This window comes from Arthrobacter sp. OV608 (assembly GCA_900110595.1).
In the GTDB taxonomy this organism is placed as follows: domain Bacteria; phylum Actinomycetota; class Actinomycetes; order Actinomycetales; family Micrococcaceae; genus Arthrobacter.
Genome location: FOEZ01000006.1, coordinates 26,283 through 47,034 on the forward strand (window position 1 = coordinate 26,283; position 20,752 = coordinate 47,034).

Here is a 20,752-nt window from a genome sequence, read left to right on the forward strand (position 1 = left end):
AGTCTAGGCTCCGGGACTGACAGCGTGAACCTGCAGGCTTTCGCCGATGTCCCGCCCTATCCGGTGCAACAGCGCGGCCGAGAGTCCGGCATCCTTGGACGAGTCCCGGTCCGTGTACTCCGCCAGCGTATAAACGCGGGCAAGCGACATTTCGGACCAGCGCTCCCGTGGAAGGAGTGAGCGGCCGGCGACGGCAATGATCGGCCGGTCCCCGGACCGGCGGGCGACGGCGGCGGGCAGTTTCCCGGCGAGCGTCTGCTCATCGATGCTTCCTTCGCCCGTGATCACCACGTCGCAGCTGTCCTTGCGGGTGTCGAAGTCCAGCAGGTCCAGGAAGTAGTCCGCGCCCGACACCTGCCGCGCCCCGAGCAGGAGACACGCATAGCCGATGCCGCCCGCGCTGCCGGCACCCTCGTTTTCGGCCAGGGCCGCGGCGTCGCCGAACCCTGCCTCGGACATCTTCGCCACGAAATTCGCCAGGCCGGAATCGAGGGCGGCAACGTCCGCAGCGGTGGCGCCCTTCTGCGGACCAAAGACGGCTGGGGCTCCGTCCGGGCCGCGGAGCGGGTTGTGGACATCGCTTGCGAGGACGAGTTCGATGTCCGCGAGCTCGGGAAGCGGACTGCCCGATACCGAAGCGACCAGCCCCAGCGCCTGTCCGCTGCCTTCCAGCGGACGCCCTGCAGCATCACGGAAGCGGAGGCCAAGGGCGTTGAGCATTCCCATCCCGCCGTCGGTGCTGGCGCTGCCGCCCAGGGCAAGGATGATCCGGGCCGGGTTGAGGCTGAGGGCAACCAGGACCGCCTCGCCGAAACCGCGGCTTGACGCTTCCATCGGTTCCAGCTTTCCGCCGGGCAGCAGCCCCAGCCCGCAGGTGTTCGCCACCTCAACAACCGCCGTGACGCCGTCGAACGCGATGCCCGCCTGGACAGGCTGGCCGGTGGGCCCAGCCACTGTACAGCTGCGGCGGCCGAAGCCGGAGGCGACGGCGGCGTCAACACTGCCGTCACCTCCGTCTGCCAGCGGAAGGAGCTCGCAGCGTACCGTCCCGGCAGTGGAACCGGCGCCGGGGAAAGCGGCCGAGCGGAGGCCGGCGGCCAGGGCGTCGGCGACTTCGGCGGCGGTAAGGCTGCCTTTGAACTTGTCCGGCGCAATGAGCGCGCGGACGCTGTGCGGGGCGGTTGCTGCGGACATGTCAGATGGTTTCCGAGTAGGCGGGGCGGCGGTCAGCGGAGGTGGCGTGGTGCTTCGGTGCGTGGTGGCCGTACTCGGTGAGGTCGTCATCGATCTCGGCGACGTCCGCACCGTGGATGGGGTCCTCGGCGGGCATGGGCTCCACCGTTTCGCCGGCGAAGACGCGGCGGGCGCGGTCCACGTCCAGGGTGCGGTCCCACCAGGCGATGAAGAGGGTGGCTACGGCGTTGCCGGTGAAGTTCACCAGGGCACGGCACTCGGACATGAACTTGTCGATGCCGAAGATGAGCATGATGCCGGCGGCGGGGATGGTCCCCATGGTGGTGAGCGTGGCGGTCAGGGCGATGAAGCCGCCGCCGGCCACACCTGCTGCGCCCTTGGAGGTCAGCAGCATCACTGCGAGCAGGCCCAGTTGCTGGCCGATGGTCAGGTCCGTATTCGTGGCCTGGGCGATGTAGAGGGCGGCGAGGGATAAGTAGATCGCTGCGCCGTCGAGGTTGAAGCTGTAGCCGGTGGGGACCACCAGGCCCACGGTTTCCTTCTTGACGCCGGCGTGCTCCAGCTTGCGCATCAGGCCGGGCAGGGCGGGTTCGGCGGTGGAGGTGCCCAGGATGAGCATGTACTCCTCCTTCAAGTGCCGGATCATCCGGAAGATGTTCAGCTTCAGGAAGGCCATCACGGAACCGAGGACCACCACCACAAAGAGGATGGACGTGACGTAGAACAGGGCGATGAGTCCGCCCATGCTGGTCAGTGATGAGACGCCGTACTTGCCAACAGCGAAGGCCATGGCGCCGAAGGCACCCAGCGGGGCTGCCTTCATGATGAAGCCCAGGATCTTGAACATCACGCCGGTGAGGCGCTGCACGCCGTCGAGCACCGGTGCGCCCACCTTGCCCATGGCGTTCAGGGCGATGCCGAACACCACGGCGATGAAGATGATCTGCAGGATGTCCCCCTCAACGAACGGGCCCACGATGCTGTTCGGGATGATGTGCGTGAGGAACTGCCACCATTCCTGGTGCTGGCCGGCGTCGATCAGCTTCGCGGCGGAGTCGGAGGTCTTGATGGTGCCGGCGTCCGCGTTGACGCCGTCGCCCAGGCGGAAGATGTTGATGGCCACCAGCCCGAACACCATGGCGCAGATAGTGCCGATCTGGAAGTACGTCAGGGCCTTCAGGCCCGTCATGCCGACCTTTTTCAGGTCCGCCACACTGGCGATGCCGCCCACGATGGTCAGGAACACGATGGGGCCGATGAGCATCTTCATCGAGTTCACGAACGTGGTGCCGATGGGCTCCATCGCGATGCCGGCGCTCGGTGCCAGCCAGCCGACCAGGATGCCGATAACAATCGCTGTCAGTACCCAGAAGTAAAGCTGCCGGTACCAACGTGTTTTCCGGGCCGCGTTTTGTGCTGTTCGCGCGCTGCCGGCTGAGCTGATGTGATCCATGATTCCTACCTCATTGTGGAACGTCGCTGGAAGTTGTGAAGACTAAGGGGAGCGTCCGACGGCGGCCCGCAAGCCGCCGTCGGACGTTTGAGTTGGGAGAAGCTGGGTTAGACCGCGGCAGGTGCCAGGGTCAGCGCCTTGATGATCGCCTCGGTGACGTCGTCCGTGGTGGCGTCGCCGCCGACGTCGCGGGTCAGGTGGCCGGAGCCGGTGGCTGCCTCGATGGCTGCTTCCACCCGGCGGGCTTCCTGGTGCAGGCCGAAGTGGTCCAGCATGAGGGCTGCGGACGCGATGGCGCCGATGGGGTTGCTGATGCCCTGGCCGGCGATGTCCGGGGCGGAGCCGTGGACCGGTTCAAACATGGACGGGAAGCGGCGTTCCGGGTTCAGGTTGGCGCTGGCGGCCAGGCCCAGGCTGCCGGCAAGCGCGGAGCCGAGGTCGGAGAGGATGTCGGCGTTCAGGTTGGACGCCACGACGACGGACAGGTCCTCGGGCTTGAGGATGAACTTGGCGCTCATGGCGTCCACCAGGACGCTTTCGGTCTGGACGTCCGGGTAATCCAGGGCCACACGCTGGAAGGTTTCGTCCCAGAGGACCATGCCGTACTGCTGGGCGTTGGATTTGGTGACCGAGGAGACCTTCTTCACGGTGCGGGTGCGGGCCAGGTCGAAGGCGAAGCGCATGATGCGCTCGCAGCCCTTTTCGGTGAACAGCGCGGTCTGCAGTGCCACCTCGTTGCCGGGGCCGCGGCCGCTGAGGTTGCGACCGCCCAGGCCGGCGTATTCGCCTTCGCTGTTCTCGCGGACCACAACCCAGTCGAGTTCGGTGTTGTCCGCCTTGCGGAGCGGGGACTGGATGCCGGGCAGGAACTTCACCGGGCGGATGTTGGCCCACTGGTCGAAGTTCTGGGTGATGTTCAGGCGCAGGCCCCAGAGGCTGATGTGGTCCGGGACGTTCTCCCAGCCGACGGCGCCAAAGTAGATGGCGTCGAAGTCCTTGAGGGCTTCCAGGCCCCTGGGGTCCATCATCTGGCCGGTCTTTTGGTAGTAGCCGCAGCCCCAGGGGAACTCGGTCCAGTCGAAGGCGAACCTGCCGTTGGAGTCCTGCGCCAGGGCATCCAGTACGCGGCGGCCTGCGGAAACAACTTCCTTGCCCACGCCGTCGGCGGGGATGGATGCGATGCTGAATTTCTGGGTGGCGCTCATGCCAGCCTCCTCGTTGAGTGTTTGCAGTGAGCCTGTTAGCGCGGTCACACTGTCCTTCCTCTTCAAGTAGACGGCCCGCGGGCAGGCAGCGTCCAAGACTTAGTTTCGATACGCCTGATAGGAACGGCCTATCTATTGCTGCTGGTTTTCCGTGTGCCGGGCCGCGACGCCGAGGAAGGCTTTGGCCGCCGGCGTGAGGTTTTCCTTGCGGCTGAGGACGGCGACGTCTAGGTGGTGCACGGGTTCGATGAGCAGCGTGCGGAGGCCCGCCTTATGGGCCGTGGGTGCCCACGACGACGGCATTACCGCATGGCCCACACCCGCGAGAACCAACGGCAGGATGGAGGTCCGGTGGGCCACCTCGACGACGATTTCCACCTTGACACCGTGCGCCAGGGCATCGTCCACCAGCCAGCGCATCAGGGAACCGCGCTGGCTGGCGATGATGCGGTGCCCGCCGAGGTCTTCACGCTGGATGGCTTTGCCGTCTGCCGGGAAGGTGTCTGCCTGCGCGTTGACGATGAGGATCAGCGGCTGGCGCTCCAGTTCCAGGACCTCCACGCCGGGGACCAGGATGGGCGTGGGAGAGCCTGCCAGCCCGATTTCCGTGCTGCCGCTGCGGACGGAATCGATGACTTCCTCGGGCGTAAAGGCGGCGCTGACATTGAGCCGGACAGAGGGGTGGAGGCTGGTGAAGTCCGCGATCATCGACGTCAGGGGTTCGATGCCGGGGGAAGGCATGGTGATGATATCCAGCCGTCCGCTGCGGATGCCGCGCAGTGCCTGGACCGCGGACTGGGCGGCGTCGAGGTCCCGCATTACCAGCCGCGCCGGGCCCACCAGTTCCTTCCCCGCTTCGCTGAGTACCGCCCGCCGTCCGATGCGGTGGAACAGCGGAACGCCCAGTTCCTTCTCCAGGCTGGCGATGGTCTGGCTGAGCGACGGCTGGGCGATCAGCAGGTGCTCCGCCGCCCGGTTGAAGCCGTCATGGTCCACCACGGCGAGGAAGTATTTGAGTTTGCGGGTGTCCACGCCTGCTCCTTTGCCGGTAAGCCTGACCGGGTGGAACGGCAGACGGAAGCGGAGCTGATGCACTCCTTCCATTTCCAATGTATCGCCCCGGGTGGGGCTTGCCGCAAGGCCCGGTGGGGGCCGGATAATCGACGAGGCCTCAACCGGAGAGAACGGGAGCAAGCGATGACCGAACATGCGGTAGTGATTGTGGGTGGAGGCCCCACGGGGTTGATGCTGGCAGGGGAGTTGGCGCTCGCGGGAGTTGATGCAGCCATTGTGGAGCGGCGCACCAGCCAGGAGCTGGCAGGTGCACGGGCAGGCGGCCTGCACTCACGGACCCTTGAAGTCCTGGACCAGCGCGGCATCGCCGGGCGGTTCATCACGGAAGGCCAGCCGGCCCAGGTGGCAGGGTTCGCGATGACACGCCTGGACATCAGTGACTTTCCCACCCGCCATCCCTACGGGCTGGGGCTGTGGCAGAACCACATCGAACGCATTCTGGCGGGCTGGGTGGACGAGTTGGCCGTGACGTTCTACCGCGGGACGGAGGTGACGGGCCTCGCCCAGGACGGTGCCGGCGTCGACCTCCAACTCAAGCACGGCGGCACCCTGCGCGCGGACTACGTGGTGGGGTGCGACGGCGGCAGGAGCCTGGTGCGCAAAGTGGCGGGCATTGAATTTCCCGGCTGGGATCCCACCACCAGCGCCCTGATCGCCGAGGTGGAGATGACCGGCCAGCCCGAGTTCGGCGTGCACCAGAATGCTTTTGGAATCCATTCCTTTGGCCGGCGGGAGTACAAGATCGTGGACGGCAAGGTGGTCTACGCGGACAGCGGGCCGGTGGGCGTGATGGTGACCGAGGAACACGTGGGGCCTCCCACCGAGCCAACCCTGGAGGATCTCCAAGCAGCACTGGTTGCCGTCTGCGGCACCGATTACGGGGCGCACAGTCCCACATGGATTTCCCGGTTCACGGACATGACCCGGCAGGCTTCGACGTACCGCTCCGGCCGGATCCTGCTGGCCGGCGACGCCGCACACGTGCATGCCCCGGACGGCGGGCAGGGCCTGAACATCGGGGTGCAGGATGCGGTGAACCTGGGCTGGAAGCTGGGGCAGGTGGTCAAGGGGGCCGCCCCGGAAACCCTCCTGGACACCTATCAGGCGGAGCGGCATCCCGTGGCTGCCCGCGTGCTGCGCAACACCATGGCGCAGAGTGCGCTGCGCCGCCCGGACCCGCGGATCAAGGCCGCCGGGGAGGTGGTGGCCGAGCTCCTTGGCATGGAGGAGCCGCGCCGGAAGTTCGCCGGGATGCAGTCCGGCCTGGACGTCCATTACGACCTCGGCGAGGGACACCCGCTGCTGGGACGCCGGATGCCCGACGTCGACCTTGCCACCGCGAATGGGGCGCTGACCGTGTATTCGCTGCTGCACGAGGCGCGTCCGCTGCTGCTGAACCTTGGTGCGCCGGGCGTCTTCGACAACGTGCAGCGGCCGGATCGGGTGAAGCTGGTGGATGCGCACTATGACGGGCAGTGGGAACTGCCGGTGCTTGGGGAGGTCCCCGCACCGGCAGCTGTCCTGGTCCGGCCGGACGGATATGTCGCCTGGGTGGGGGATGGAACGGATGAAGGCTTGGTGGAGGCTCTGGCAACCTGGTCCTGATGCGCCCTAGGTTAGGAGTATGACCACCAAGACCGCACTTGTAACAGGAGCATCCTCAGGAATCGGGGAGGCCACTGTCCGCAAGCTGCAGGGCCTCGGCTATACCGTGTACGGCGCGGCCCGGCGCACGGACCGGCTGCAGGAAATGGCGGCAGAGGGCATCCGGCCGCTCGCCATGGACGTCACCGACGAAGCCTCGATGAGCACCGGCGTCGAGCAAATCATTGCCGATACCGGCCGCATCGACGTCCTGGTCAACAATGCCGGATACGGCTCCTACGGCGCCTTGGAGGATGTCCCTATTGATGAGGGCGGGGCGGCAGTTCGAGGTCAACGTCATCGGGGCCATCCGGCTGGCGCAGCTGGTCCTGCCGCACATGCGCGGGCAAGGTTCGGGCACCATCGTGAACGTCACCTCGATGGGCGGCAAGATCTATACCCCGCTGGGCGGCTGGTACCACGGGACGAAGTTTGCCCTGGAGGCGCTCAGCGACTGCCTCCGCCTGGAAGTCAAACCGTTCGGCATCGATGTGGTGGTTATCGAGCCCGGCAGCATCGCCACTGAGTGGGGTGGCATCGCGGCGGACAATCTGGAGGCTACCTCCGGGCGCGGGCCGTATGCGGCGCAGGCCGAAGCTGTGGCCAGGACCTTGCGGGCGGAGTCGGCCGGAAACCGGAACTCACCGCCGTCGGTGGTGGCGGATGCGATCGGGAAGGCGGTGACCGCCGCGAAGCCCAAGACCCGCTACGCGATGGGCTTCGGCGCCAAACCGCTGATCACTGCACGAGGATTGCTCGGCGACCGCCAGTTCGACGCTGTGATCAGCCGGGCCCTCGGACTGCCGCGCAGTTGACCGCCGGATTGGCCGGTCCCCTGCTCAGGAGCCTTTACAGGTGCGCATCCCTGACATTCGGCGGCGTGGCGCCCTGGAGGACCCACCGGTTGCCGTCCGGATCGGCGAACTGGGCAAACAGCACGCCACCCATGTCCTGGACTTCGCTGATGTCCGCGCCGCGGCGGACCAGTTCGTCGCGGGTGGCACCCATATCCGGCACCACCAGCTGCAGTCCCTCCAGGCTGCCCGGCGGCATGGCAGTCATCCCGGTGCCGATAACGATCGACGTGGCCGAGCCCGGGGGCGTCAGCTGCACCACCCGCATCCCCGGAACGTGCTCCACGTCGTGATCGAGCACGAAGCCCAGTTGCTCGGTGTAGAAGGACTTTGCCCGGTCCACATCGGACACGGGTACCTGGACAACCTCAAGGCGCATCTCCATTGGGCCACCGTACCCTGCGCAGCCCTTTGGGGAGCGTCATTTAGACGACGGCGCTGTCCCGGCTTTCGGTGCCTGCGCCTGGGGCGGCAGGCCGGTACGGCAGGTCAAGGGTGAAAACAGCCAGTGGGACTTTGGGCGGTTCCCGGTGGACGTCCCGCTCAGGCCGGTGTTCAAAACCAAACCGGACGTACAGGCGCTGCGAACGCAGGTTGTGCTGCGCGGTATCCAGGACCAGGCGTTCAGCACCCCACTCAGTGGCAATTTTCGCCCCTTCCGCAAGAAGCGCAGCACCAAACCCCTGTTTCCGGGCAGCGGGAAGTACGGCGAGCAGCCGCAGCTCCGCTTCACCTTCGCGGGCCCTGGCGGGCCTAGGGGACAGTGTGCGGGAAGACGCTGGCGGTACCCAGGAGCACGCCGTCGGTTCCCTCGGCCACCAGCAATACTCCCTGCTGGTCGCGGCCCTCGGCGTCCAACAGCAGGGCAAGGCGTTCCCCGTCCGGGAGCGATCCGCCCGGTTCGAGGTGGCCGAATCCAGCCAGCGTCAGTTGCCCGATGTCCCGGTATTCGTCGGGGCGTGCCCGGCGCACAATAAAAGTCATTGGCCCACCCTACGGCCCCAAAAATCAGCAGCCCAAGGCAGTTGAGCCGTGTTTCACGAGGTTGCGCTTTGTGTTTTCCAACGCCCCGTCGCGCGCCATCAGTGCTGGTCAGATGCCCCTTTTCGTTACTCCATGCTTCGGGCCATGACCGCATGTTGCCTACGGCGTCAGTGCGTTTCAGCCAGGATTGAACAGCGCGCCGGCGGGTGGTTGGTTGGAACAACCGGCCTTGAAAGGAAAGAACATGACGGAATACTTTGATCTCACCCCGCAGCGCCTGCGCCACGTCCTGGGCCACTTTGCCTCCGGACTGACCGTCATCACGGCCGCCACGGACAATGGTCCGGCGGGCTTCACGTGCCAGTCCTTCTCTTCCCTTTCGCTGGAACCCGCACTGGTCTCCTTCAGCCCGGCACGCAGCTCCAGCACCTGGCCGCAGCTGCGCAACGCCGGCCGGTTCACGGTCAACATCCTTCGCGCGGAGCACCAGCACCTGGCAGCCCAGTTCGCCCGGTCCGGCACCGACAAATTTGCCGGCGTGGACTACTCGGAGTCACCCCTGGGCAACCCCGTGCTGGACCAGGCGCTCGCCTGGGTGGATTGCGAACTGCATCAGGAGTACGACGGCGGCGATCACACCATTGTGGTGGGTGCCGTCCGCGCCCTGGGGGCACGGGACGGCGCAGAGCCGCTCCTCTTCTTCAAAGGCCGCTACTTCGAAGGAGTGGAAGCGCCCGCCCGCCGGCTGGAGCAGGTCGCATGACGGGGGCGAGGTCCCGCTCGCGGGGACGGGTCCGGCGCCGGGCAGGAGCCTGACGGCATGATCGGCACACTCACCCGCAGGATCCAGGCGACCTGCGCTGATGAGCTTTCCCTGCTCCGCCGCCAGATGTATTCCCTGGCCTGGCAGGAGATCCGCGAAGGCGGGGTGGAGGGGGCCGCCACGGCGATGGCCCGCAAACCTTCGTGCGTAACCCACGGGGTCAGCGTGAACGTTGTCTGCTTCGCCCAACGCGCCACCCTTGAGGACGCGCCCTTGATGATTTCCGTCGCCATGCACCTCCACCCTGGCCGCCGGTCCGATGAGGTGTACTGGGAGGAGGCCGATGCGTGGGCGCAGGCGGTGGCCGGCCACGAACGGTTCAGGGTTGAAGCGCGCGGCGGCCTGGAAACCCTGGATGGCAGGGTCTTCCACTATGCGCTGACCGAGAAGGCGCCCGAGGCCCGGGCCGTTCCGCTGGCATGGCCGTCCTGATCCAAGAAAGGCGCCGTCCAGGAGGCTCATGACCTGGACGGCGCCTTTCTTGCTTTCGTAAGTATCAGTTAGAGCTGGAGTCTGCAGTTGCCGCGTTTTTTGCGTCCAGCTCCTGGGCGGCTGAAATACGCCGATCGAGGTTCGAAAGCGTTTCCGGAGCGAGGATTGTGGCGACCACGGTGATAACGCCAATGATGCTGAAGTACAGGATGACCCAGCCCGGCTTGCCGTTGCCGGCGGTGAGGAGCGCGACGGCGACAAGGGGTGCGATGCCGCCGGCCAGGACCGAGCCGAATTGGTAGCCCATGGACGCGCCGCTGTAGCGCAGCTTGGTGGAGAACAGTTCCGCGAAGAACGCGGCCTGGGGGCCGTACATTGAGTTGTGGAAGACTGCGAGCCCGATGATGATGGCCAGCGTTGCCAGCAGTGCGCTGCCGGTATCCGTCATGACGAAGTACAGCGGGAAGAACAGGAGTCCGCCGATGGAACCGAACAGGTACAGCGGCTTGCGGCCGATCTTGTCGGAGAGGATTGCCCACAGCGGGACGGCGAAGACGCCGATGGCGGAGGCAATCAGAACGGACATGGTGCCCTGGTTGGCGCGTTCAGCACCGAAGGTCTTCATGATGTAGACCACGGAGAAGGTGGTATACAGGTAAAACGCGGAGTTTTCGGCCAGGCGCATTCCGACGACCAGCCAGATGCCCTTGGTTTCCTTCTTCATGGCCTCGCCCAGCGGCTTCTTCGCGGTCTCGTTGGCCGCCAGGAGTTCCTTGAAGTCATTGGAGTCTTCGAGCTTATTGCGGACCACCATGCCGGTCACGATCAGGATGACGCTGAGCAGGAACGGCAGGCGCCAGGCCCAGGCGTCAAACTCGGCTGCCGGGACGGCTGCCTTGACGGCAAGGACGCTGGAGTTGGCCAGCAGCATGCCTGCCGGGACGCCCATCTGGGTGAAGCTACCGAAGAATCCGCTGCGTCCGGCAGGGGCGTGTTCGATGGAGATGACAGCCGCGCCGGCCCACTCGGCTCCGGCGCCAAAGCCCTGCAGCAGGCGCAGGACGGTCAGCAGGATGGGAGCCCAGACGCCGATCTGTGCGTAGGTGGGCAGCATTCCCATGGCCAGGGTGGCGAAACCCATGATGAGCAGGGAGAGCACCAGCATCGGCTTGCGGCCGATCTTGTCACCGAAGTGGCCGGCGAACATGCCGCCGAACGGGCGGGCAACGAAGCCCACCGCGTAGGTGACAAATGCCATCAGCAGGCCAGTGGCCGGATCCTGTTCCGGGAAGTACAGGCGGCTGAAGACACCGGTCGCGGCGAGCAGGCCGAAGATGTAGTAGTCATACCACTCAATGGTGGTGCCGATGAAGCTGGCGAGGGGAACGCGCCACGGCGTCTTCGCCTTGGCTTGGGTGTTCGAGATCGTCATTAATCTTTTCTTTCGGATGGAGACGGTGGGACCGGCAGTGCTACCAGTCGAGGGCGATGTATTTGGTTTCGGTGAAGTCCAGCAGGCCCTGGTGGGCACCTTCGCGGCCCAGGCCGCTCTGCTTTACGCCACCGAACGGTGCTGCGGGGTCTGACACAAGTCCGCGGTTGAGGGCCACCATTCCGCTTTCGATGCGCTCGGAGACCCGGAGCCCCCGGCGGAGGTCCTCGGTGAACACGTACGCGGCGAGGCCGTACTCGGAGTCGTTTGCGGCTGCGATGACTTCCTCTTCGGTGTCGAAGGGGATGACCGAGGCCACCGGTCCGAAGATTTCCTCGGTGACCATACGGGCCTGAAGCGGCACGTTGGTCACGACGGTGGGCGGGTAGTAGTACCCGGCGCCGTCGACGGCCTGGCCGCCGGCGAGGAGCCGTGCGCCCTGGCTGACCGCGTCGCGGACCAGCGAGTCGACTTTGCGGACGCTGGCCTCATCCACCAAAGGTCCAACTTCGGTGCTGGCATCGGTGCCTGGGCCCACCCGCATGGCGCCCATGCGTTCGGCCAACCGGCGGGCGAACTCGTCGTGGATGCCGCGCTGGACGTAGATCCGGTTCGCCGCGGTGCAGGCCTGTCCGCCGTTGCGCATCTTGGCTACCATCGCGCCCTCGAGCGCCAGGTCCAGGTCTGCGTCATCGAACACCAGGAACGGGGCGTTGCCGCCTAGTTCCATGGAGCATTTGAGGACGTTGTCGGCGGCCTGGCGGAGCAGGTGGCGTCCGACGCTGGTGGAACCGGTGAAGGACAGCTTGCGCACCCGGGGGTCGGCGAGGATGGGCGTCATGACTTCGCTGGTCTTGCTCGTGGTGATGATGTTCACCACGCCTGCCGGGACACCGGCGTCGATCATCAGCTGGGCGATCGCCAGGGTGGTCAGCGGCGTGAGCGTGGCCGGCTTGAGCACTGCGGTGCAGCCGGCGGCCAGCGCCGGCGCCAGCTTCCGGGTAGCCATGGCCGCCGGGAAGTTCCAGGGGGTGATCAGGACGCAGACGCCGATCGGCATGTGCTGGACGAGGATCCGGTTGGCGCCCGACGGCGAGACGGACACATCGCCGATGATCCGGACCGCTTCCTCGGCGTACCAGCGGAAGAATTCGGCGGCATACGCCACTTCGCCGCGGGCGTCGCTGAGGGCTTTGCCGTTTTCGAGGGAGATGAGGCGGGCGATCTGCTCGCTGCGCTCGGTCATCAGGTCGAAGCAGCGGCGCAGGATTTCAGCCCGCCGGCGCGGCGGGGTCGCTGCCCAGTCCGGGAAGGCTGCGGCGGCGGCGTCGACGGAGGCGAGCCCGTCCTCGACATCGGCGTCGGCGATGTCGGTGATGACGGAAGCATCGGAGGGGTTGATCACCTCGACGGTGTCACCGTTGCTGGCGTCCTGCCACTTCCCGGCAACCAGCAGCTGGCGGGGCACGGTCAGGCCGTTAATGTCGAGCGGTTCAGAGATTGAAAGGAGGGTCATCAGTGGTCCTTAAGTGCTGATCAACGGATGGTGCGGTCGCCGGCATAGGCAGCGGAAACGATGGAGGTGACGGCGTCGAGGTCAAGCGGCACCGGGTTGTTGTCGATGAGCCGCTTCGAGTTCAGCGACAGTTTGGCGATCTGGGCGAGGTCGCTTTCCTGCACGCCAAGGTCCTGCAGCGTCGGGGGCAGCTCGATGGCTGCGATGACCTCATCGATTGCCTCAACACCTGCGACGGCAGCGGCACGGGTGTCCAGCCCGCGGATGTCGCGCCCCAGGGCTTCAGCGATCTGCGCCAGCTGCGGCTGGATGGCCTCGAAGTTGTGCCGGACAACGTAGGGCAGCAGAAGGCCGACGCCCACGCCGTGGGGAGTGTGGGTGAGGGCGCCTACCGGGTACTGGATGGCGTGTGCCGCCGCGGTTCCGGCGTTGCTGAGGACCACGCCGCCGTAGAGTGCGGCGAGCATCATCCCGGCCCGGGCCTCGGTGTTTTCGGGGTCCTTGTAGGCGGTCACCAGGCTACGGCCCACGAGTCCGATGCCGTTCAGGGCAATGGAGTCCGTCAGGATGTTCTTGCCGACGAAGACCCGTTCGCTTGCCAGTGAGGAGGTGGGTTCCCGGGTGATGGCGGTGAAGGACTCCACCAGGTGCACGAAGGTGTCAGCGCCGGTCGCCGCCGTCAGGGACGGCGGGCAGGAGTAGGTCAACTCGGGGTCGCACACCGAGGCGAACGGGATGATGTGGGGGCTCGAGATGCCCATTTTCATGCCAAGTTCAGGATCGGACACGACGGCGATGGCCGTGGCTTCGGAACCGGTGCCGGCGGTGGTGGGCAGCGCGATGACGGGCTTGACGGGGCCGGGGACGGCGAACTCGCCGTAGTAGTCGCTGGGCTTGCCGCCGTGGGTGAGCAGCACGGAGACGACCTTTGCCATGTCCATGCAGCTGCCGCCGCCGAAACCGATGATGACATCGATCTCCTGGCCCTTGAGCTCCTCGACGCAGGCCACGATCCCGGGCACCGGCAACTCCGCCTGGGTGTCGCCGTAAACCCGGACGGTCAGGTTCTTGTCTTCGAGGCTGCGGACCAGGGCTGAAAGGTCCTCGGAGACGGCCAGCCGCGGATCGGTGCAGATGAGGACGTCGGTTCCGAATTCGGCTGCGATATCGGCGACGGCGAAGCGCTGCTGGGCGCCGACGACGACGCTCCGCGGCAGACGGAGGACGCCGAAAGTTGCGGGACGGATACCCGCTGCGTGCGCACACGACATTGTGAATAACTCCTAGAAATGGGATGGGCGGGCTTCCTGAAAGGTGCCGCAGATCTCAGCATTCCAGAAGCGGGTGACCCTCACCATGTGGTTCCATGCCATATAAATGGCCAGCACGTGTGTGTCGGTGCCATGGGCTTTGGGCTGGCGGCAAAGAGGGTGCGTTGTTCAGGAACCGGCGGAACCGACGCCTGCCGTCTTCATTCGCCACAAGCGCAGCGCAACCTGGACGTCCAGGGAACGGCTTCCCCGGCGCCACGAGGCACCCGCCAGCGCGTCGATCCGGTCCAGCCGTTGTCTCAGGGTGTTCGAGTGGATGTGAAGCGCATCGGCCGTCTCTTGCGTGGCGCCACCGTTGTTGTGGAACGTCCACGCTGTGAGAACCAACTGTGTGCCCCGCCGCTCGTCGTAGTCCAGGAGGGGCCCCAACTGCGCAGAGAGCAGTTGTCCAGCGAAAGGGCTATCCATCGCTCCGAGCAGCATCCCCGCGGTACCCAGGGCTGCGCGGTCCGCTGCCTCTCCGTCACGCGAGAGGGCCTGCAGGGCACGGAGGACGGAGTGGGCTTCACTGTGGGCCGTGGAGAGTCGGGCAAAGCCGGTCACTGGCTCTGAGGACCCAACGGTGGCCGTGATGCGGCGTCGCCTTAGTTCGTCAATGATGGATTGGCCGGCGCGGCCGGAAGCGCGGGCGTCATCCTGACGGCTGCCGTTCCCGTCCACAGGTTCAATGATGCACAGATGTGATTCGTGCAGTGCGGTGATTCCCGGGCTGCCCTCGGACCGGTGCCTGAGCACGGAAAGAGCCCGTTGGCGCTGGTCGTCGGCGACGCCCACCACGCGAACTGCGAGCCGGGCGTGGTTTGCCAAGCCGAACTGCCCGGCCCTGCGGGTCAGTGCGGCCGAGTGCTCAGCCCGGGGGCTGAGCAGGTCATCGATGAGTTCGAGCTGCAGACGGTATTGGGCGTCCTGATAGGTGCGTTCGAAAAGCAGCGACACACTGAGCACCAGGGCGCTGCGTTCCAGGACGGCGAGCTGGGCCGGGCGCAGCTGCTCTGCGACGATCAGGGAGGCCAGGTGCTGCTCGCCCGCGACGGCAGACATGACTGTGTACTTCTTGTCGTTGACCTCGAACTCGATGGCCACACTCTTGGCAGCTGACTCCTCGGCGGCGCTCAGGGCCGGAAGGCTTCCAAAGTCAGGATGCGCCGTCCCGTCCGCCAGCGGCTCGCCCATGGGCGAAACCAAGAAGACAGGACTGCCGAGGGACTCGGCCAGCAGGTGGAGCAGGTGTGGAAGGCTTCCGGCTGACGCCAGGGTCTCCATGAGCCGTCGGTCCAGGGTTGAGAGCTCTTCGAGTGCCTGCATGTGGGACAGGTTCTGTTGCTGTGCCTGGTCCAGCCGCGCTAGAGCATCAGCCATCTCGCTGAAGTAGCGGGCGTTTTCCAGCGCGACGGCAGCGTGCGTACCGATGGATTCCATGAGCGCCACGTCGTCACTGCTGAAATCGTGTGCATGCCTGTCGGCCACCAGCAGCGCGCCGATCACTTTCCCTTCTGCGCGAAGGGGAACGCCCATGATCGCCCGGACACCTTCGGCCGCCACAGCAGCGTCGCTGGATTCCAGATGGGATTTTGACCCGTCCAAGAGGTAGTCCGCGCTCTGGGCCGGCGCCTCGCCGGTGGCCACAGCACCGAGCACGCCTTCGCCCAGGGGCATGCGGATGTTCCGGAAAAGAGCGGTCGTTGCGCCGTCGGTCACCCGGACGTAGGACTCGCCGGTGTCATAGTTGTTCAGGCTCAAGTAGGCGATGTCGCTGCCGATCAAAGACCGGGTGCGCCGTACGATGGCCTTGAGCACCGCCTCGACATCGCGTATGCCCGTCAGGTCGGTAGCCGTATCGTAGAGCACGCGAAGCAGACCCTCCCTGCGGCTCGCCTCCCATAACCGTGCGTTCAGCCGGCGCGCGGCTGCAGCGCTTGACTGGTCGATGGACCCGGAGTCCAGCCAGGCAGAGAGCGTCGTCTCCAGTTCAGCCGCGGAGATGCCGCGATCAAGCATGTCCATAATCTGGCCGGCACCCTTGGCATCGCCCGACGTGCCGCCGCCATGAACAGCAGAGACGTCATTCGTAGCCATGAGCCAATGCTAGTCCGGAGTCCACGGCGCAAACCCAGGAGGAGGCTTCAGTAAACGGAGCCCTCGAGCAGCTCGGAAAGCCTGCTTGCTGCACGCCGTAGTTCCGGGACGCCTGCCTTGAGCGTGGCCTCGCTGGCTGCCTCCACGGGACTGGTGAGGGAAATCGACTCGCTCGGGCGGCGCCCCGTCCTGTTCGGCACGGCCACGGCTACGGAGAGAACCCCAGTGGCCCGCTCATCCGCAGAGTACGCATACTCGGCGTCGGGCTCGGGCAGCCTGGAGCGGAGCTCCCCGGCGGTCAGTTCAGGGTCCTGACCCGCAGCAACCGCCGCCGCCACCACCTGCTCCAGCTCGTCGTCGGACGCCGAAGCGAGCAGGATCTTGCCGGCGGCGCCTAGTGTGAGCGGCAGCCGCTTGCCCAGCGGAAGGTCGTATCGCAGCGGGGCCTCGCCGTCCACCCGCGCCACGAGGATGCGTTCAAACCCCAGCCGCGTATACAGCGACGCCGTTAGTCCGGTCTGTGATGCGACCTGCTGGAGGATGGGCCGGGCGGCGACCACGAGCGGATCGTTTTCGAGGAAACTCCGGGCGGCGGGCAGGACCGCCGGCCCTATCCGGTAGGACTTGTCGGTCTGGCTCACCATGCCGAAGTCCTGCAGCACCCGCAGGATCCGCAACGTGGTGGGCAGGCTCATGCCGCAATTCCTGGCCAGGTCGCTGAGCCGCTGCGGCCGCTCAGCGCGCTGCAGCTCCGCGAAGACCTCCATGGCCCGTGAGAGGGAGCGCATGTTCGAGGCTTTAGGGCCTTCCTCTGCCGGGGCACCCGAGGCGCTGGATGTCGTCGTCGTCATTCTTCCATTCTATGTAAGTTCCTTGCGCTTGACAGCTCATGTGTCTGCTGTCACTATTTCTCTGTACGCAATATAGTTTCATCCTGTGAAATGAAGCAACGCAGGCTGGAACCACGCACGGAGAAGGAACCCATGACAACGAAGTCAGTTGCAATCGCCCCCAAAAGCACTGTCCGAGTAGCACCCTCAGTGTTGGCGGGCATCGGAGCCTTTGCTGCTGTGGGCGCCTACGTCCTGGTCGCCTCGATCGACCTCGGCCTCTGGACTTCCCTGGGCCCGGGCGCCGGTCTGTTCCCCTTCGCCATGGGCGCCGTCCTGGTGGCCATGTCTGTTGTCTGGCTGATCCAGGAACTCCGTAAGCCCAGCCAAACGGCAGAAGGTGTTGACCGCGGGCTGGTCCTCGCCGTCGTCCTGAGCCTGGTGGTCCTCGCGGCAGTCCTGGACCTGATCGGCTTCCAGCTGGGCATGTTCCTGTTCCTCATGTACCACCTGAAGCTGCGCGGCCGCAGGGGCTGGCCCTCCTCGCTGATCACCGCGCTGGCCGGCAGCGTCGGCGCGTTCTACGCCTTCAACTACGGCCTGAACGTGTCCCTGCCCGTCTCGGCCTTCCCCCTGCTGAACACGATCGGACTCTGAACGTGGATACCCTCAACGAACTTATGGGCGGCTTCGCGGCCGCCATGACCTGGCAAAACCTGCTTTTTGCCTTCCTTGGCTGCCTGCTGGGCACCATCATCGGCGTGCTGCCCGGCATCGGCCCCGTTGCCGGCGTTGCGCTGCTCATTCCCCTCACGCTGAACCTGGACGCGACCGGCGCGATCATCATGCTCTGCGCCATCTTCTACGGCACCGCTTACGGAGGAACCATCACCAGCGTGCTGCTGAACACCCCTGGCGAAGCCGCCTCGGCCATCACCACCATCGACGGCTACGCCATGACCAAGATCGGCAAGGCCGGCGCCGCCCTGACCATTGCCGCCGTAGGGTCCTTCGTGGGCGGAACTGTTGCCACCATCGGCCTGGTGGCGGCCGCCAAGCCGCTCGGTGAACTGGGCCTGCTGGTGGGACCGCCGGAATTCTTTGCACTGATGGTGGTGGGCATCTCCCTGCTCGTCGCACTTGCCGGCAAATCCATGGTCAAGGCCGTCATCTCCGGCGCCCTGGGCCTGCTGATCGCCATGGTGGGCATCGACCCCGTTGCCGGGGCCCCGCGGTTCACCTTCGGCATGGACCGGCTCCTGGATGGCGTGAGCTTTGTTGCCGTGATTGTGGGTGTCTTTGGCCTTTCGGAGCTCCTTTCCTACCGCAAGGACACGGCCACCCCCATAGTGCACGCACCGAACCTGCGGTCCCTGCTTCCCACCCGCGGGGAATGGCGCCGGAGCGCCCCGGCCATGGCGCGCGGCACCGGCATCGGTTTCGGCCTGGGACTCATCCCGGGCATGACCGGTTCAGTGTCCTCGCTGCTGGCCTACGGTGCGGAAAAGAAGTTCTCCCGCCACCGCAATGAGCTGGGCAAGGGCGCCATTGAAGGTGTTGCCGGCCCGGAGACAGCCAACAACTCCCACGCCAACGCGGCCCTTATCCCGCTGTTCACCCTCGGCATCCCCGCATCACCCACCATCGCGGTGCTGATGGGCGCCTTCCTCCAGCAGGGCCTCACCCCGGGTCCCACCCTCTTCACCGAACACTCCGAGATCGCCTGGGCCATCATCGCCAGCCTCTTCATCGGAAACCTGCTCCTCCTGCTGCTGAACGTTCCGCTGGTGGGCCTGTGGACCTCCATCCTCCGCGTCCCGTCGTCGATCCTCACCGCACTGATCCTGCTGTTTATGGTGATCGGCGCCTACACCATCAACTTCAGCGTTTTCGATGTCTTCGTGATGATCGGGTTTGGCCTGCTGGGCCTCGCCCTCCGGCACCTGGACATCCCGCTGGCACCCATGGTGCTGACCCTGGTGCTCGGGCCGCTCATGGAACGTTCCCTGCGCGAATCCCTTGAAATTTCCCAGGGCGACTTCAGCATCTTCACCAGCCGCCCCATCTCCGCAGTCCTGATCGGCCTGGGCCTGCTGATCGTCTTCAGCCCGCTGCTCAAGCTGCGCAAGCCGAAGGCACTGAACGAAGACCCCGAAACCTAGACCCAAACCAGTACACCGCCCAAGCACAACCCGAAGCACACCTTCAAAGGAGAAGAACCATGAAAACCCGTGCACGCATCGCAGCCGCCCTGGCCGCCGCATCCCTGATCGCCCTGACCGGCTGCGGCGCCAACGCCGGAGCCACCAACGCCCCGGCCGGCGACTTCCCCAAAAAGGGCAAAACAATCGACCTCGTCGTCGCCTTCTCCTCCGGGGGTGCCGTGGACACCGCTGCGCGGCTGATCCAGCCCATCCTGGAAAAGGAACTGGGCACCAACGTGGAGGTCATCAACAAGCCAGGCGCCGGCGGACAGATCGGCTATACGCAGCTGACCAGTGCCAAGCCTGACGGATACACCATCGGCGCCACCGGCTCACCGTCCGTCGTCGTCTCACCCCTGGATCCCGCCCGCGGCGCCAAATACACCCGCGACAGCTTCCAGCCACTGGGCCGCCAGGTCATCGACCCCACCGTGATCGCAGTGCAGCCGGACAGCCCCTACAAAACGCTGAAGGAACTCCTGGACGCAGCCAAGGCCAGCCCCAAGTCCCTGACCGCCAGCACCACCGGGCTCCAGACCGGCGAACACTTCGCCCTGGCGCAGATCCAGGAGAACACCAGCTCCGAATTCGCTCCGGTCCACTTCTCCGAAGGTGCATCCCAGGCCACCACCGCTTTCCTTGGCAAGCATGTGGACGTCCTGGTGGCCAACGTCAGTGACGTCACCGACCTGACCAAGCAGGGCAAGGCCCGCGTCCTGGGCGTCATGACGTCAGAGCGGGCACCCTCGCTGCCGGACGTTCCGACGTTCAAGGAAGCGGGCTACGACCTCGAAGCCGGCACGGTCCGCGGCTACTCCGCCCCCGCCGGCCTGCCGGACGACGTGGCCAAGAAGCTCGAAGCCGCCATCAAGACGGCCATCGAAGACCCCACGGTCAAGGAAAAGATGAGCGCCCTCGGCCTGCAGACCAGCTACCTCTCCGGCGAGGACTACAAGCAGTTCTGGGCCGGACAGGAAGAGGACTTCAAGAAGGTCCTGCCGCTGGTCCAGAAGACCAACTGACCCTGCCGCAAACCCACCGGACGGAAGAAACCCTCATGACAACCCCAGCAATCGACACCATCGATGCCGACTTCCCCCGCCCCGACAGGGACGTGGTGGAGCGCCTCGCCAAGCTGCCCGCCGCCAACATCGGCGATGCGATGGACCGGCTCGGCGTGGCGGACTCCGCCATCCAGGCCATCTGGCCCGGCGCCCTTCTCGCCGGCCCCGCCTTCACGGTGTGGACGAGGCCCGGCGACAACCAGGGCATCCACAAGGCCCTGGAACAGGCCCGGCCGGGGGACGTCATTGTGGTGGCCGGCGGCGGCGACGCCTCCCGCGCGCTGCTTGGCGAGCTCATCGGCGAACGCGCCATCAACCTTGGCATCGCCGGCTTCGCACTGGACGGAGCAGCGCGCGACGCCGAAGCGCTGGGTGAGATCGGCATGCCCGTCTTCGCCCGGGCTACTTCCCCCGCCGGCCCTTACAAGAACGGTCCCTTCCGCCTGGGGACAGCGCTCGCCTTCGGCGGCGTCCCCGTCCTGCCCGGCGATGTGATCATCGGCGACTCCGACGGTGTGGTGGTGGTGCCCCGCGATCAGGCAGCCGCCGTGGCCGAGGCTGCCGAAGCAGTCTTCGCAGACGAAACGAACCGCAGGCAAGCCATCGTGGCAGCCCGCGCCTGAAGCAAGAAAGACA

General features: G+C 66.0%; 20 protein-coding genes and 1 pseudogene. 9 read left to right on the forward strand and 12 right to left on the reverse strand.

The window, feature by feature from the left end; all coding sequences use genetic code 11:
- Positions 1-3: 3 nt before the first annotated feature.
- From BMX78_RS09765 to BMX78_RS09780, 4 genes are all read right to left on the reverse strand, one after another.
- A complete protein-coding gene (locus tag BMX78_RS09765; protein ID WP_091418992.1) occupies positions 4-1,194 on the reverse strand; it encodes a glycerate kinase in 1,191 nt (396 codons plus the stop codon).
- Between the two features lies 1 nt (position 1,195).
- Positions 1,196-2,647 (reverse strand): C4-dicarboxylate transporter DctA, encoded by a 1,452-nt coding sequence (gene dctA, locus BMX78_RS09770; RefSeq protein WP_091418993.1) that lies wholly within the window; start codon positions 2,645-2,647, stop codon positions 1,196-1,198.
- A 107-nt stretch (positions 2,648-2,754) separates the two neighbouring features.
- The gene (locus tag BMX78_RS09775; RefSeq protein WP_091418995.1) at positions 2,755-3,852 is read right to left on the reverse strand and encodes a tartrate dehydrogenase; all 1,098 of its coding nucleotides are present in this window, start codon (positions 3,850-3,852) and stop codon (positions 2,755-2,757) included.
- A gap of 132 nt (positions 3,853-3,984) precedes the next feature.
- Positions 3,985-4,884 (reverse strand): LysR family transcriptional regulator, encoded by a 900-nt coding sequence (locus BMX78_RS09780; protein WP_091419297.1) that lies wholly within the window; start codon positions 4,882-4,884, stop codon positions 3,985-3,987.
- A gap of 165 nt (positions 4,885-5,049) precedes the next feature.
- On the opposite strand from BMX78_RS09780, the gene BMX78_RS09785 reads away from it, so the two are divergent.
- The 3 genes and pseudogenes from BMX78_RS09785 to BMX78_RS09790 all read left to right on the forward strand — a co-directional run bounded on the left by BMX78_RS09785 (position 5,050) and on the right by BMX78_RS09790 (position 7,385).
- The gene (locus BMX78_RS09785) at positions 5,050-6,531 is read left to right on the forward strand and encodes an FAD-dependent monooxygenase (protein ID WP_091418997.1); all 1,482 of its coding nucleotides are present in this window, start codon (positions 5,050-5,052) and stop codon (positions 6,529-6,531) included.
- A 19-nt stretch (positions 6,532-6,550) separates the two neighbouring features.
- Positions 6,551-6,775: pseudogene (locus BMX78_RS23660) on the forward strand (SDR family NAD(P)-dependent oxidoreductase); the annotation flags it as partial.
- Between the two features lie 61 nt (positions 6,776-6,836).
- A complete protein-coding gene (locus BMX78_RS09790; RefSeq protein WP_353615437.1) occupies positions 6,837-7,385 on the forward strand; it encodes an SDR family NAD(P)-dependent oxidoreductase in 549 nt (182 codons plus the stop codon).
- A gap of 34 nt (positions 7,386-7,419) precedes the next feature.
- Here BMX78_RS09790 and BMX78_RS09795 read toward each other — a convergent pair whose 3' ends face one another.
- From BMX78_RS09795 to BMX78_RS23415, 3 genes are read right to left on the reverse strand one after another with little or no spacing between them, the layout of a single operon-like run.
- Positions 7,420-7,809: a VOC family protein gene (locus BMX78_RS09795; RefSeq protein WP_091418998.1), complete on the reverse strand. Its 390-nt coding sequence runs from the start codon at positions 7,807-7,809 to the stop codon at positions 7,420-7,422.
- 40 nt (positions 7,810-7,849) lie between these two features.
- The gene (locus BMX78_RS23410) at positions 7,850-8,188 is read right to left on the reverse strand and encodes a GNAT family N-acetyltransferase (protein ID WP_286138903.1); all 339 of its coding nucleotides are present in this window, start codon (positions 8,186-8,188) and stop codon (positions 7,850-7,852) included.
- Entirely contained in the window at positions 8,178-8,408 is a 231-nt protein-coding gene (locus BMX78_RS23415) for a hypothetical protein (RefSeq protein ID WP_286138895.1), read from the reverse strand. The genes BMX78_RS23410 and BMX78_RS23415 overlap by 11 nt, the downstream gene beginning before the upstream one ends.
- A 244-nt stretch (positions 8,409-8,652) precedes the next feature.
- On the opposite strand from BMX78_RS23415, the gene BMX78_RS09805 reads away from it, so the two are divergent.
- Together BMX78_RS09805 and BMX78_RS09810 are read left to right on the forward strand one after the other, a co-directional pair.
- Positions 8,653-9,171, forward strand: a complete 519-nt coding sequence (locus tag BMX78_RS09805; RefSeq protein WP_091419000.1) for a flavin reductase family protein — start codon at positions 8,653-8,655, stop codon at positions 9,169-9,171.
- A gap of 57 nt (positions 9,172-9,228) precedes the next feature.
- Complete coding sequence (locus tag BMX78_RS09810) at positions 9,229-9,663, forward strand: hypothetical protein (RefSeq protein WP_091419002.1); 435 nt, start codon at positions 9,229-9,231, stop codon at positions 9,661-9,663.
- Between the two features lie 64 nt (positions 9,664-9,727).
- Here the strand turns inward: BMX78_RS09810 and BMX78_RS09815 are convergent, their stop codons facing one another.
- The 5 genes from BMX78_RS09815 to BMX78_RS09835 form a co-directional block, all read right to left on the reverse strand.
- Positions 9,728-11,095: an MFS transporter gene (locus BMX78_RS09815; protein WP_091419003.1), complete on the reverse strand. Its 1,368-nt coding sequence runs from the start codon at positions 11,093-11,095 to the stop codon at positions 9,728-9,730.
- Between the two features lie 40 nt (positions 11,096-11,135).
- The gene (locus tag BMX78_RS09820; RefSeq protein ID WP_091419005.1) at positions 11,136-12,611 is read right to left on the reverse strand and encodes an NAD-dependent succinate-semialdehyde dehydrogenase; all 1,476 of its coding nucleotides are present in this window, start codon (positions 12,609-12,611) and stop codon (positions 11,136-11,138) included.
- Positions 12,612-12,631: 20 nt separating this feature from the next.
- Complete coding sequence (locus tag BMX78_RS09825; protein WP_091419006.1) at positions 12,632-13,882, reverse strand: iron-containing alcohol dehydrogenase; 1,251 nt, start codon at positions 13,880-13,882, stop codon at positions 12,632-12,634.
- 168 nt (positions 13,883-14,050) lie between these two features.
- Entirely contained in the window at positions 14,051-16,018 is a 1,968-nt protein-coding gene (locus BMX78_RS09830) for a helix-turn-helix domain-containing protein (protein WP_091419008.1), read from the reverse strand.
- A 47-nt stretch (positions 16,019-16,065) separates the two neighbouring features.
- Positions 16,066-16,869 (reverse strand): IclR family transcriptional regulator, encoded by an 804-nt coding sequence (locus BMX78_RS09835; protein ID WP_091419010.1) that lies wholly within the window; start codon positions 16,867-16,869, stop codon positions 16,066-16,068.
- 132 nt (positions 16,870-17,001) lie between these two features.
- Between BMX78_RS09835 and BMX78_RS09840 the strand changes: the two genes are divergently transcribed.
- Genes BMX78_RS09840 through BMX78_RS09855 form a run of 4 tightly spaced genes read left to right on the forward strand, consistent with a single transcriptional unit; the run spans position 17,002 to position 20,739 of the window.
- Positions 17,002-17,505, forward strand: a complete 504-nt coding sequence (locus tag BMX78_RS09840) for a tripartite tricarboxylate transporter TctB family protein (RefSeq protein WP_091419012.1) — start codon at positions 17,002-17,004, stop codon at positions 17,503-17,505.
- Between the two features lie 2 nt (positions 17,506-17,507).
- On the forward strand, positions 17,508-19,010 hold the full coding sequence (locus BMX78_RS09845; protein ID WP_091419013.1) for a tripartite tricarboxylate transporter permease: 1,503 nt from the start codon (positions 17,508-17,510) through the stop codon (positions 19,008-19,010).
- A gap of 59 nt (positions 19,011-19,069) precedes the next feature.
- Positions 19,070-20,074 carry a tripartite tricarboxylate transporter substrate binding protein gene (locus BMX78_RS09850; protein ID WP_091419015.1) on the forward strand — a complete coding sequence of 335 codons (1,005 nt, stop codon included), beginning with the start codon at positions 19,070-19,072 and terminating at the stop codon, positions 20,072-20,074.
- A gap of 35 nt (positions 20,075-20,109) precedes the next feature.
- Positions 20,110-20,739 carry an RraA family protein gene (locus BMX78_RS09855; RefSeq protein WP_091419016.1) on the forward strand — a complete coding sequence of 210 codons (630 nt, stop codon included), beginning with the start codon at positions 20,110-20,112 and terminating at the stop codon, positions 20,737-20,739.
- Positions 20,740-20,752: the final 13 nt, after the last annotated feature.

Bases quoted from the DNA above. Each gene is read 5' to 3' on its own strand.
- BMX78_RS09825 (WP_091419006.1), bottom strand. From the start codon at position 13,882: ATGTCGTGTGCGCACGCAGCGGGTATCCGTCCCGCAACTTTCGGCGTC.
- BMX78_RS23415 (WP_286138895.1), bottom strand. From the start codon at position 8,408: ATGACTTTTATTGTGCGCCGGGCACGCCCCGACGAATACCGGGACATC.
- BMX78_RS09805 (WP_091419000.1), top strand. From the start codon at position 8,653: ATGACGGAATACTTTGATCTCACCCCGCAGCGCCTGCGCCACGTCCTG.
- BMX78_RS09775 (WP_091418995.1), bottom strand. From the start codon at position 3,852: ATGAGCGCCACCCAGAAATTCAGCATCGCATCCATCCCCGCCGACGGC.
- BMX78_RS09795 (WP_091418998.1), bottom strand. From the start codon at position 7,809: ATGGAGATGCGCCTTGAGGTTGTCCAGGTACCCGTGTCCGATGTGGAC.
- BMX78_RS09815 (WP_091419003.1), bottom strand. From the start codon at position 11,095: ATGACGATCTCGAACACCCAAGCCAAGGCGAAGACGCCGTGGCGCGTT.
- BMX78_RS09830 (WP_091419008.1), bottom strand. From the start codon at position 16,018: ATGGCTACGAATGACGTCTCTGCTGTTCATGGCGGCGGCACGTCGGGC.
- BMX78_RS09790 (WP_353615437.1), top strand. From the start codon at position 6,837: ATGAGGGCGGGGCGGCAGTTCGAGGTCAACGTCATCGGGGCCATCCGG.
- dctA (WP_091418993.1), bottom strand. From the start codon at position 2,647: ATGGATCACATCAGCTCAGCCGGCAGCGCGCGAACAGCACAAAACGCG.
- BMX78_RS09785 (WP_091418997.1), top strand. From the start codon at position 5,050: ATGACCGAACATGCGGTAGTGATTGTGGGTGGAGGCCCCACGGGGTTG.
- BMX78_RS09835 (WP_091419010.1), bottom strand. From the start codon at position 16,869: ATGACGACGACGACATCCAGCGCCTCGGGTGCCCCGGCAGAGGAAGGC.
- BMX78_RS09850 (WP_091419015.1), top strand. From the start codon at position 19,070: ATGAAAACCCGTGCACGCATCGCAGCCGCCCTGGCCGCCGCATCCCTG.
- BMX78_RS09820 (WP_091419005.1), bottom strand. From the start codon at position 12,611: ATGACCCTCCTTTCAATCTCTGAACCGCTCGACATTAACGGCCTGACC.
- BMX78_RS09810 (WP_091419002.1), top strand. From the start codon at position 9,229: ATGATCGGCACACTCACCCGCAGGATCCAGGCGACCTGCGCTGATGAG.
- BMX78_RS09855 (WP_091419016.1), top strand. From the start codon at position 20,110: ATGACAACCCCAGCAATCGACACCATCGATGCCGACTTCCCCCGCCCC.
- BMX78_RS09765 (WP_091418992.1), bottom strand. From the start codon at position 1,194: ATGTCCGCAGCAACCGCCCCGCACAGCGTCCGCGCGCTCATTGCGCCG.
- BMX78_RS09840 (WP_091419012.1), top strand. From the start codon at position 17,002: ATGACAACGAAGTCAGTTGCAATCGCCCCCAAAAGCACTGTCCGAGTA.